Here is a 12,285-nt window from a genome sequence, read left to right as displayed (position 1 = left end):
CAGAGCGGTTACGTGAACAAAAGGATCTGAACTATGAGCTCTCTACGAAGAAAATGGATTAGTGACCCAGCTTTTAAAGTGTTCAAAAAAGTATTGCCACCTCTCTCTAGCACCGAGAAAGAGGCGATGGAAGCGGGTAGTGTGTGGTGGGATGCCGAACTATTTTCAGGCAAGCCTAACTTCACTACATTGCACCATTATCCAACGCCGACACTGACAGCAGAAGAGCAGTCATTTATGGATAATGAGCTTGAAACCCTGCTAGAAATGCTTGATGACCAGAAGATTGTCAAAGAAGACAGGGATTTACCGCCTGAAGTATGGGAGTACTTACGTAAAGAGCGATTTTTCTCACTGATCATTTCAAAAGCGTATGGTGGTCGTGAATTTTCCGCTTTAGCGAACTCAACCATTGTTTCTCGTATTGCGACTCGTAGCATCAGCACCGCTGTATCGGTAATGGTACCGAACTCTCTTGGTCCAGGTGAGCTTTTATCGCACTATGGCACGCAAGAGCAAAAAGATTACTGGTTGCCTCGTTTAGCTGATGGTACCGACATTCCTTGTTTTGCATTAACAGGGCCCGAAGCGGGATCTGACGCCGGTGGTATACCAGATCAAGGCGTAGTTTGTTATGGCACTCACGAAGGCAAAGAAGTGCTTGGCGTGCGAGTTAGCTGGAATAAACGCTACATCACACTTGCGCCAGTGGCGACAGTGCTCGGATTAGCATTTAAGCTACAGGATCCAGAAGGGCTACTTGGTGATAAGAAAGAGGTTGGAATCACATGTGCGCTGATCCCCGCTGACCATGAAGGTGTCGAGATAGGCGAGCGCCATGATCCTCTGGGTTCTGCATTCATGAATGGTCCGACTCGTGGTGAAGATGTCTTCATTCCTATGGACTGGTTGATCGGTGGCGCTGATTACGCAGGTAAAGGTTGGCGTATGCTGGTTGAGTGTCTTTCTGCTGGTCGTGGTATCTCTCTCCCAGCGCTTGGCACAGCGATTGGCCACCTTACTACACGTACAACCGGTGCTTATGCTTACGTACGTAAACAGTTTGGTATGTCGATCGGTAAGTTTGAGGGTGTTGCAGAAGCAATGGGGCGCATTGGTGGCCTTACTTATCTACTAGAAGCAACACGTACGCTGACGACGACTTCTCTCGATATGAAAGAAAAACCTGGGATTGTAACCGCGATTGCCAAGTACCACATGACGGAAATCGCGCGTACTATTCTAAATGATTCGTTTGATATCCATGCGGGTCGTGCGATTCAAGATGGCCCAATGAACTATCTTGCTAAACATTATCTCGGTATTCCAGTTGCTATCACTGTTGAAGGCGCGAATATTCTGACTCGTAACCTGATGATTTTTGGTCAAGGTGCGACTCGTTGTCACCCATATGTACTAAAAGAAATGGAAGCTGCTGCGAATCCAGATTCTGAACAAGGGGCGAAAGAATTTGACAACTTGCTCTTTAAACACATCAAACATGCGGTAGGCAATACATTTGGTGCATTTGGCGCGGCGCTAACTGGTTCTCGGTTTGTAAAAGCGCACATGAGTGGCCCAACACAGCAGTACTATAAAGAAATCACAAGATTAAGCCGAGCGCTTGCCGTTAGTGCTGACTTCGCGATGTTAACACTAGGCGGTGATTTGAAGCGTAAAGAAATGATTTCCGCACGTCTGGGTGATGGCTTAAGCTATCTATATATGGCGTCTGCCGCACTGAAAAAGTATGAAGATGAAGGACGTCAACAAGGCGATCTAGATTTTGTCCACTACGCCGTTCAACATTGTTTGTATAACGCATCTAAGTCATTAAATGAGGCTTATACCAACTTCCCTGTGAAATACGTTGGCGGTGTGCTGAAAGGGTTATTGTTCCCACTTGGCAATCATTTCAATAAGCCAAGCGATGAACTGTGTGTGAATCTGGCGGAAGCGATGATGACGCCAGGAGCTCAACGTGATCGACTCACGCATCTTTGCTACATCGGAAAATCCGACGACGACAGCGTAGGCTTAATGGAGAAAGCCTTCCTCGCAATGTACGAAATCAAACCTTTAGAGCGTAAGCTTATGAAGGCGGCGAAGGATGGGAAAGTGGCTCGTAAAGGTCTGCTACACGACCGTCTGCAGCAAGCATTTGAAGCAGGCGTGTTAACTGAGCAAGAAATTGACCAAATCATGGCGGCAGACAAATTGCGTTACAAGGCGATTCAAGTTGACCACTTTAGTCATGACTTTTCTGAAGTACGAACCGATTGCCCAAAAAAGTCGCATTTGAACCCGGCGGCATAGTAAACCGTTAATACTACGAAAAGCACCTCAATGAGGTGCTTTTTTGTGTTCTTGCTGAGTGGATGTTGGGATAGTGCTCCAACCACTTGCCTTTTCAGAGCATTTTTACAGAAATTAGATGCGAAATCCCGACGAAACTTTTATCCTAACAAGGTTTTTTAAAGGAAGTTGAATATGATCATCAAACCTAGAATTCGTGGATTTATCTGTACTACAACGCACCCTGTTGGTTGTGAAGCTAACGTAAAAGAACAAATTGCGTACACTAAAGCGCAAGGCCCAATCAAAAACGCACCTAAGCGCGTTCTTGTTGTCGGTGCATCAAGTGGCTACGGTCTATCTTCTCGTATCGCTGCGGCATTTGGTGGCGGTGCATCAACTATCGGTGTTTTCTTCGAAAAAGAAGGCACTGAGAAGAAACCAGGTACGGCAGGCTTCTACAATGCGGCTGCTTTTGAAAAGCTAGCGCGTGAAGAAGGCCTGTACGCAAAAAGCCTAAACGGCGACGCTTTCTCAAATGAAGCGAAACAGAAAACTATCGAACTGATCAAAGAAGATTTAGGTCAGATCGATATGGTGGTTTACTCACTGGCTTCCCCAGTACGTAAAATGCCAGAAACTGGCGAGCTAGTTCGTTCAGCGCTTAAGCCTATCGGTGAAACTTATACATCAACTGCTGTTGATACCAACAAAGATGTGATCATCGAAGCAAGTGTTGAGCCTGCAACAGAAGAAGAAATCAAAGACACAGTAACCGTTATGGGCGGTGAAGACTGGGAACTTTGGATCAATGCACTGTCTGATGCTGGTGTTCTTGCTGAAGGCTGTAAGACAGTCGCGTACAGCTACATTGGTACTGAGCTAACTTGGCCAATCTACTGGGATGGCGCACTAGGTAAAGCGAAAATGGACCTAGATCGTGCGGCGAAAGCGCTAAACGACAAGTTAGCAGCGACAGGCGGCAGTGCAAATGTTGCTGTACTTAAATCTGTTGTAACTCAGGCAAGTTCCGCAATTCCTGTTATGCCACTGTACATTGCAATGGTATTCAAGAAAATGCGCGAAGAAGGCGTACACGAAGGCTGTATGGAACAAATCTACCGTATGTTCAGCCAACGTCTGTACAAAGAAGATGGTAGCGCAGCAGAAGTGGATGAGATGAACCGTCTACGTCTGGATGATTGGGAACTTCGTGACGACATTCAGCAGCACTGTCGTGAACTATGGCCTCAAATTACGACTGAGAACCTAAAAGAACTGACTGACTACGTAGAGTACAAAGAAGAGTTCTTGAAACTATTTGGTTTCGGTGTTGAAGGCGTAGATTACGAAGCGGATGTAAATCCAGCGGTTGAAGCTGATTTTATCCAAATCTAATCGAATGACTGATTAGACAACCGATATACAAAAGGCGCTCATTGAGCGCCTTTTTTGCTTTCATCAGTCAAAGTTATTAACTTAATATTATCAGGATCGTACCTGCCAACGTCATCAGAATATTGGCAATCGCATAGGTACCCGCATAGCCAAGAGCTGGGATGGTGGATTTAGCGTAGTCGTTGACGACATCCATAGCTGGGGCACAAGTTCGGGCACCAATAATGGCACCGAAGAGCAGGGCACGGTTCATCTTGAGTATGTGTGCGCCCACTAAATAGGCCAGTACTACAGGCACAACACTAACAATGAATGCTAAACCAATCACCTTTGGACCAACTTGGGTCAAGTGCTCGAACATCTTTCCGCCTGCACTTAGACCTATTCCCACCATAAAGAACATCAAACCCAAATCTTTGACCATGTTCAGCGCCCCCTGCGGGACATAGCCGAAAGTAGGGTGATTTGCTCGTAAGAAACCAAGTGTAATACCAGATAACAAAAGACCTACCGCGTTACCCAAGCTGAACGAAACCTGGCCGAATGTCATCGTGATGAGGCCAAACAGAATACCCAAAATAAAGAAGCTGCAAAAAGCGAGTAAATCGGCCATTTGACTGTGGATCGAGATGAAACCGATTTTTTCCGCGAGTCCATGTACTCGGCTTTTCTCGCCGCTTACCTGAAGGACGTCACCTTTAGCGAGAACAATGTCTAAATCCATCGGCATTTCTATTTGCGCACGTACCACGCGGTTTAAGAAACAGCCAAACTCAGATAAGTTTAAATCAGATAAACGCTTGCCTGCGATAGCGTCACTTTTTACGACAATTTCTTCTTCAACGATGCGCAAATCAAGCAAGTTACGATCAAATACTTCTTTACCGTTGCGGAAGCTAGGATCCAAGCGAGCATGGCTATCAGGGAAGCCAACCAGTGCAATTTCATCACCTTCTTGCAAAATAGCATCACCATCTGGATGGGCGAGAATACCGTTACGGCGGATTCGCTCAATGTAACAGCCAGTTTGACGATAAATTCCTAGTTCACGCAAGTTCTTGCCGTCAGTCCAGTCAATCAATTCTGGACCGACTCGGTAAGCACGAATAATCGGTAAGTACACTTTTCTTTGGCTTGAATTTCCAAGGCCACGTTCTTGAGCAATTTGCTGCGCAGAATCAGACAGGTTCTGCTTCTGTAGTTTTGGCAATAGCTTCGCGAACATGATCATGCTAATTAAGCCGACCAGATAAGCCATCGCGTAACCCACGGATAGATTTTCTAATACCAAAGAAAAATCCATATTGCGCGGTATAGTCGCAAGGCCAGAGTTAAGAGCGTCTTGTGCACCAACCAGTACAGGTGTTGCTGTCAACGCGCCAGCCATCATACCGGCTGACAAGCCAAAGTCGAGGCCGAAATAGTGGCTCAAGCCATACGTTAAGCTGACTGCGGACACGAGAACGGTCATACTTAAGATAAAGTAATGCTTACCATCTCTGAAGAATATGCCAAAAAAGTTTGGTCCAGCTTCAATGCCAACGCAATAAATAAACAGCATAAAGCCAATGGTTAATGCTTCTGCATTGAATGAGAAGCCAAGGTGACCCATTACCAACGAGGTAATTAGAACGCCTATGGAGTTGCCTAGTTGTAATTTGCCAAATCGGATTTTTCCGATGGCAAGGCCAATGGCTAATACGACGAAGATTAGAAGGATAGGGTTTTGCTCAAGAAGGTATACGACGTCTATGTTCACTGTGTGGCTCGGTAAAGTGTGTGCCAAAAAGATTAAGAATTGCGAATTGTAACTAAATATAGCAAAAAGATAAGTGAATTTTTTTAGGTTTTACCATTAGTTGACGTAAGGTAATAACCAACTGAAAAATAATAAAAAAGCCGCATGAAGCGGCTTTCTTAAAAACTGTCTTGATTACTCGTCAAATAGACCTAGGTGCTCTTTCGCGTATGCTTCGAACTCGTCGCAGCCACCGATGTGCTCTTGGTCGATAAAGATTTGAGGAACAGTTTCAACTGGTTTACCAACTGTTTTCTCAAGATCTGCTTTAGAAATACCTTCAGCATGGATATCAACGTAACGGTAGTTGAAGTCGTCACGCTTCGCTTTTAGCGTTTCTGCGTGTTCTTTTGCACGAACACAGAAAGGACATGCAGGGCGACCAAAGATAACAACGAACATAATCTTATTTCTCCTAAATCTATTCTTTTTTGAAAGCGTACAAAACATAGCGGCTGAGTGCGCTCTCTTTTGTTGCAGTAACTATGCCCGATCCAGATACGGAAATAAAGCGGCAATTACCTCTTGGTTCTATAGGTGAAATCTATCGAATAAAAACTAAACGCGCTTCCTTATTCTATGGCTCTAAAGTATGTGAAGTGACGCATAAAAAACATACATTTTAAGGGGTTAATGATGGCAAGGTGGAATTGGTCAATTTTTTTTATTCAAAAACATAGCAATCTAATCTGGCTATACGCAAATGACTTCAACTCTTACATAAGTGTTAAATCAGAGGGCAAGAGGTTATTTGGGTATATTATTTTGGGAGGACGTGTATGTTTCAGTTTATGACTGCAACAAGGATTATATTTGGTGAAGGTGCACTTCAGTCTTCATTATCCGTTATCAACCAATTTGGCTACAGTGTTTTGCTGGTAACCGGGAAGGATACCCAACGAGCCACGCCCATCATTAACTACCTTAAAGCTCAAAATATGCGTTACCAACACGTAGCAATCAATGGCGAACCTTATATCACAATGGTAGAAGAGACCGCGGTACTCGGTAGAAAATTCCAGCCTGATATGGTGATTGCTATTGGCGGTGGCAGTGTCATCGATATGGGTAAAGCTCTAGCCGCTATTATTCCTAATCAAGGCAATGTTTACGACTACGTCGAGGTGGTAGGAAGAAACGTACCATTAAAGGCAAAACCTCTTCATTTTATTGCAATTCCTACGACAGCAAGCACGGGTTCAGAGGTGACTCGAAATGCGGTGTTGAAGTCTGGACAAGATAAAGTGAAAGTGAGTCTTCGAAGCCCAGATATGCTGGCAGACGTTGCCATTGTGGATCCGACGCTTACTTATGGAACCGATCAATACACATCCGGGCGTGGCGCGATGGATGCGTTCACTCATTTGATGGAAGCGTATGTGTGTGGTGAGCCAAACCCTCTTACAGATATGGTGTGCGAAGAGGGACTTCGTCGTTTAAGCCGTTCAGTGATTGCTGCTTGTAAGCAAGATAATCATAAGGCTCGGTCGGATTTATCGTTCGCTGCGTTGCTCGGTGGCATGGCCATTACTAATGCCAAATTAGGTGCTGCGCATGGGCTTGCGTCGGCGTTAGGAGGTAAGTTAGATGCGCCCCACAGCGTGATCACGGCGCGTCTTGCACCGCACGTGATGCAGGAAAATATTAACGCCGCGAAGCTCGCTGGCAGGAATGATGTGATAAGTCGTTATCGTAAACTTGCCCAACTGGTTACCGATCGTGCGAACGCGAATGAGCATGATGGGGTTCTTTGGGTAAATATGGTTTTAGATAAGTTAGCGTTGCCGTTACTTGGCCAATTCGGAGTATGCCAAACTTCTTTTGAACAAGTGGCGAACGATGCGCTTAAGTCGATGGCGATCAAAGGCAACCCGCTACCCCTTAATCAGGAACGTTTGATATACATATTGCAGCAAGTCTGTGATTGCAGTGGAGAGTGTGTGGCAGAGAGCACACAACACGTGAGCTCTGTAGAAGTGCTTGAATCAAGAACGGACTTATCGAGTGTGAACGACTTGGGTTGATGTATTGATCTAAAGCACATTGAAAAAAGGGGAGCGTTGAGCTCCCCTTTATTAAATCTTTCACTAAACAGCAGGACTTAGTACTGACTTAGTTTGTCATAGCGACTGTCTTTCAACGCATCTTTTACGCGTTTTAGGTTCTCACGGAAACCTGTACCACGGCGGAGTGTGAAGCCAGTTGCCAGTACATCAATCACCGTCATCTGTACAACTCGACTCGCCATTGGCATATAAACGTCGGTATCTTCAGGAATATCAAGCGTAATAGCGAGTGAACTTGCCTTTTCTAGCGGTGAGTCCTTTGCTGTAATCGCAATGACCGTCGCGCCGTTTTCACGAGCAAGGTTTGCTATTTCGACCTGACTCTTCGTTCGACCTGTGTGAGAAATAAGAACCACAACATCATTATCACTGCAGTTAATACAACTCATGCGCTGCATGACAATGTCTTCAAAACAAGTAATTGGAATGTTAAAGCGAATAAACTTGTTTTGTGCGTCTCGGGCTACAGAAGATGATGCACCAAGGCCAAAGAATGAAATGCGCTTCGCTTGCGTTAGCAAATCGACCGCACGGTTCACTTGCATTGGATCTAGGCTGTTTTTCGCGACATCTAAACACGCCATGGTCGATTCGAAAATCTTATGGGTGTACGCGTCTGGGCCATCGTCTTCTTCCACGTTACGGTTAACGTAAGGGGTACCGTTGGCTAGGCTCTGTGCCAAGTGAAGCTTAAAATCTGGAAAGCCCTTGGTGTCCAGACGACGACAGAAGCGGTTTACAGTGGGCTCACTAACATCAGCCATTTTAGCCAACGTTGCAATGCTTGAATGAATTGCAGTTTGTGGAGACGCCATAATTACTTCCGCAACTTTGCGCTCTGACTTACTGAAATTCTCCAGGTTTTTTTGAATTTTTTCTAATGTATTCATAGTGTTCACGAGGGTATAGAGAACAACTCGCTGGCTCTGTTAACGAAAGGAAACACGAAGATTCCAGAGTAGAGTGGGGCGTTAACGAAAACAACCAGCGCCATAGAATCAGTATAAACCTGATCTTCAATCAGTCTAAACCAATAACGGATACTATTTAGTGAGAATTTGACAGGCCTCAAACAAAATGTTGTAAAAACTACAGAATTGGATGTGTAATCGATGTTTTGTTGCGCCAGTCGCACGAGAATGATGTTTGAGTTACATCAAAACGAAAAAAAATTTCAAATTGATGTAACTCTTTCGGGCCATTAAGACGATTGGATATCAGTGACCACCTGCTGAATTCTTTCCATCAAATTTGGTGCTTGCTTGGCGATTTCACGCTGTTCATCAAGCACCGAACTCAAAATCTCTTTGGTCGTCAGCGGATTTGCCAAAACCACTCGGAACACAATCGTGTTCATGCGCTGCCATTGGTCTGGGTTCAGTCTTGTACGTGAAACAAACGATTTGCCCGTTTCACGCTGACGCTTTTGAATAAACTGTGTTAATTCATTAATCAGTTCATTCAGTTGTTCTTTTTGTGAACCTTCCGCTTTTGCTAATGCCTCACGGATGAATGGCGGCAAGTAGCGGTATGTGAGGAGACAAAGCTCTGGTTCAGAAACCAATTCGAAATCATCTTGCTGCTTGATTAAATCTGCAAAGTAGCGAGCTTTTTCAATGCTTTGGTCTATCAGCAGCTCATAGCCAGGGCGGCTGATGATGTGCATTGCGGCATAGACTAACATTGCCATGCCCGAACGAGAGCCTTCTAATGTATGGCTGCCTAGGTCTTTTGAGCCTTTACGCAAGATATATTGAGCGTGATGCTCTATGGATTTCATTGCGTCAGGATCTTTGAACAGAACCATACCAGCGCCCATCGGGATGTAGAGTTGCTTGTGCGCATCAATGGTTACTGAGTCTGCCATTTCCACACCGTTAAGAAGGTGACGGTGGTGATTAGACATAAGTGTTGCGCCACCCCATGCGGCATCCACATGGAAATGACAACCGTGAGCTTGGCAGACTTCTGCGATTTCAGGTAGCGGGTCGACATTACCTGTCTCTGTTGTACCAGCTACACCAATAACAGCAATAGGCTTGATGTTTTGTTTCTCTAGTTCAACAATTTTCGCTTTAAGGTCGTCGACAATAATACGGTTGTTGGCATCCGTTTTAACCGCAACCAAGCCTTCTTGACCTAAACCTAGTACATCGGCTGCTTTCTTAAGGGAGTAGTGACCACGTTCAGACACCAATACCGCTAAGCCATCGTAGCCATAATGCTTCATGGCTTTAAATAGTCCTTCTTTCTCAACGCCTTTAAATGAACCATTGGCTCTTAACGCCTTGTTACGTGCTACCCAAAGTGCAGTGATATTGGCAATGGTACCGCCGGAGCAAAATGCGCCCAATGAGTGGTTTGCGCTATGCATCCACTGATCGTAAAACGTATCGCTCTGACCATAGATCAAGCGATGTAGCATGCCCAAAACTTGACGTTCAAGCGGGGTAAAGGCTTTAGAAGTCTCTATCTTTACCAGGTTTTGGTTTAAGGCGATCATGATCTTTGACAGTGGCATCAAGAAATAAGGCAGTGCTGATGTCATATGACCAATGAAGCTTGGTGAAGAAGTGTGAACGGAGTGCGACACCAAAGTGTCGAGTAAGTGTTCTGTATGATCTGACACGAACTCTGGCTGCTCAGGAATCTGAGCAGAAGAAAAGTCTTTTTCGATTTCGCGTAAAGGCTTTTCTTCTGCCACGATGTGTTCACGAAGAAATTGATTTAGATTTCGCGAGAGGCTCTCGTCAATTTTGGTTAACGTTGAGTCAGGACCTTCTGGGACAGTGAAGATCTTTAGCAAGCTCTCAAAGCTAACGTCAGCGGTTTTTTGTTCCTTAACCATAGCAAAGAATCTTTGTAGTTATTTTGGTAATGCGAGCGGCACAATCTAAACTAAAACGGGCGCAAAGTCCCGTTTTAATTGTTGAAACCCATGTTGCTGAAATGAAAATTTTAGGTGAGGGTTACAATCTTCACATTAAAAAATCGTTGATTTTAATGTGTTAAAACACTCGGTGTTTTCGAGCATCCCCAACGATTAATTAATCACACTTCTGCTTTTCAATCTTCTCTATTGACTGATTGTACTTATTAAGCGCGGTATCAATTTGTTGTGGATGGCTAAGCAGGTCGGCGAATGCTGAACGAAGCTCGTAGTTTTTGGGGTGGTTAGTCGATTGACGGTCACTAAACGTTTGTTTTGCGACTTCACCTAACTTATCACTTCGGCTTGCTAGCTGCTTAACGTCGTGTTGTTCTAATTTTAGCCATGCTTCGATTGGCTGTTCTGTTGCAACACGGCTAGGATCGTTCTCTAGAAAATAGTGAACTGCTTCACGGTTTAATTCAAAGTGATGTTTACGGCCGTCCAAGAACCACTGGCTAACTTCTTTTAGATCTGGATACTGGGTAACCGTCAAATCGACAAGATCTTGATACCACTGTAGTGAGGCATCAACATAGCCGTCGTATTTGCTTGCAAGACATTGTTGATCTGCGGCAAACGTAAAAGTTGAGCTTGTAGCGAGGAGCGCTGCAACGACAAAGCGTTTCATTCTTCTTCCTTCTGGTTGTTATCCCTTTATTAACGCAAGGCACATAAGTTGATGTTTCACCCTTCTTTCTCTCTAGTCGTGATAAATCATTGGGCTAATTGACAAAAGGAAAGCGGATTATTGCCAAAATCTTGATCACTTTGACGTTAACTGGGTATTTGAATTTTTGCCGTATTGTAATGGATGTTAAAGCGAAAACCTGAGATCTAGCTAGCAAGTGATACAAAGAAAAGCATCATAACTGGTACCAGTAAACTCAAAATAAACCCACTAACGATGGCGACTGGGACACAACGCACACCACCTGTAGTCTGAATAACAGGTAGGGTAAAGTCCATTGCTGTTGCACCTGCATAACCAATTGCTGTACACGGATAGCTGCGAATAAAGAGAGGAATGGCTACCAGCGCGACCAGCTCTCTCATCAATTCGATCAGGAAAGATGCTCCCCCAAACACGGGGCCAAAAGCGTCTCCCATCAAAATTCCTGCGAGTGAATACCAGCCAAAGCCTGAAGCCATCGCGAGGGCTTGATAGAGAGGAAGGTCCAAAAGTATCGCTGCAATAACGCCACCAAGCATACATGTTGCGATCACAACTGCCGCAATGGCCATACCCTGTTTATTTAATAGAATTTGGCGAAGAGTAAGACCACTATTGCGAAGCTGAATACCAATAAAAAATAGGAGCAGGAAGAGTATCCATTCGCTCGCTGTATCCACCCAACTTAAATCGATGGGTAACAGCAGACCAACTACTAGCCCGCCACCAACGACAACAATCAGCTTTACTGATTCTAAAGCCATCGAGGATAGTGGCAGCTTCTTTTGATTCTGATTGGTCTGGAGAGGAATAATCCTATCGATAATAGGCAGCGCCAACAGATTACAGGTACTTAAACATAAAAAGAAAGTACTCGCATAGAGGAGAATACTCTGTAAGTTGCTACTTAAGTTATCGAGCGCTGCTAGGCTTAGTCCCATCAACGACAAAATGACGTAAATAAGGTAGGACGTTGATTGATTGATCTTCTCCAGTAACGAGGCTCGAGATATAGGAATTAGATACCCCACAACAAGTGGAGCGAAAATAAATAGCATCCCTGAGAACATAAAGCTCTATGATTCCTTTTTTGAGATAATACCAACACACATAAATCAAATTATTT

At 44.6% G+C, this 12,285-nt stretch carries 9 protein-coding genes; 3 read left to right on the top strand and 6 right to left on the bottom strand.

The window, feature by feature from the left end; genetic code table 11:
- The first annotated feature begins 33 nt into the window (after positions 1-33).
- Together FR741_RS09350 and fabV are read left to right on the top strand one after the other, a co-directional pair.
- Positions 34-2,316: an acyl-CoA dehydrogenase gene (locus FR741_RS09350; protein ID WP_167426690.1), complete on the top strand. Its 2,283-nt coding sequence runs from the start codon at positions 34-36 to the stop codon at positions 2,314-2,316.
- Between the two features lie 174 nt (positions 2,317-2,490).
- Positions 2,491-3,693: an enoyl-ACP reductase FabV gene (gene fabV, locus FR741_RS09345; RefSeq protein WP_006742624.1), complete on the top strand. Its 1,203-nt coding sequence runs from the start codon at positions 2,491-2,493 to the stop codon at positions 3,691-3,693.
- A gap of 76 nt (positions 3,694-3,769) precedes the next feature.
- Here fabV and FR741_RS09340 read toward each other — a convergent pair whose 3' ends face one another.
- Together FR741_RS09340 and FR741_RS09335 are read right to left on the bottom strand one after the other, a co-directional pair.
- Positions 3,770-5,452 (bottom strand): aspartate:alanine antiporter, encoded by a 1,683-nt coding sequence (locus FR741_RS09340; protein ID WP_006742623.1) that lies wholly within the window; start codon positions 5,450-5,452, stop codon positions 3,770-3,772.
- A 174-nt stretch (positions 5,453-5,626) separates the two neighbouring features.
- A complete protein-coding gene (locus tag FR741_RS09335) occupies positions 5,627-5,893 on the bottom strand; it encodes a GrxA family glutaredoxin (protein WP_005378026.1) in 267 nt (88 codons plus the stop codon).
- 377 nt (positions 5,894-6,270) lie between these two features.
- Between FR741_RS09335 and FR741_RS09330 the strand changes: the two genes are divergently transcribed.
- The gene (locus FR741_RS09330) at positions 6,271-7,515 is read left to right on the top strand and encodes an iron-containing alcohol dehydrogenase (protein ID WP_005393219.1); all 1,245 of its coding nucleotides are present in this window, start codon (positions 6,271-6,273) and stop codon (positions 7,513-7,515) included.
- Between the two features lie 77 nt (positions 7,516-7,592).
- On the opposite strand, the gene FR741_RS09325 is transcribed toward FR741_RS09330, so the two are convergent.
- The 4 genes from FR741_RS09325 to FR741_RS09310 all read right to left on the bottom strand — a co-directional run bounded on the left by FR741_RS09325 (position 7,593) and on the right by FR741_RS09310 (position 12,229).
- Positions 7,593-8,447 (bottom strand): MurR/RpiR family transcriptional regulator, encoded by an 855-nt coding sequence (locus FR741_RS09325; protein WP_005378021.1) that lies wholly within the window; start codon positions 8,445-8,447, stop codon positions 7,593-7,595.
- Positions 8,448-8,758: 311 nt separating this feature from the next.
- On the bottom strand, positions 8,759-10,405 hold the full coding sequence (panP, locus tag FR741_RS09320; protein ID WP_006742621.1) for a pyridoxal-dependent aspartate 1-decarboxylase PanP: 1,647 nt from the start codon (positions 10,403-10,405) through the stop codon (positions 8,759-8,761).
- 199 nt (positions 10,406-10,604) lie between these two features.
- On the bottom strand, positions 10,605-11,117 hold the full coding sequence (locus tag FR741_RS09315) for a hypothetical protein (RefSeq protein ID WP_012841922.1): 513 nt from the start codon (positions 11,115-11,117) through the stop codon (positions 10,605-10,607).
- A gap of 206 nt (positions 11,118-11,323) precedes the next feature.
- Positions 11,324-12,229, bottom strand: coding sequence for a lysine exporter LysO family protein (locus tag FR741_RS09310; RefSeq protein ID WP_006742620.1), 906 nt, complete (start codon positions 12,227-12,229; stop codon positions 11,324-11,326).
- Positions 12,230-12,285: the final 56 nt, after the last annotated feature.

It is taken from the genome of Vibrio diabolicus, from assembly GCF_011801455.1.
Classification (GTDB): Bacteria; Pseudomonadota; Gammaproteobacteria; order Enterobacterales; family Vibrionaceae; genus Vibrio; species Vibrio diabolicus.
This window is presented reverse-complemented; position numbering and strand designations above follow the sequence as displayed.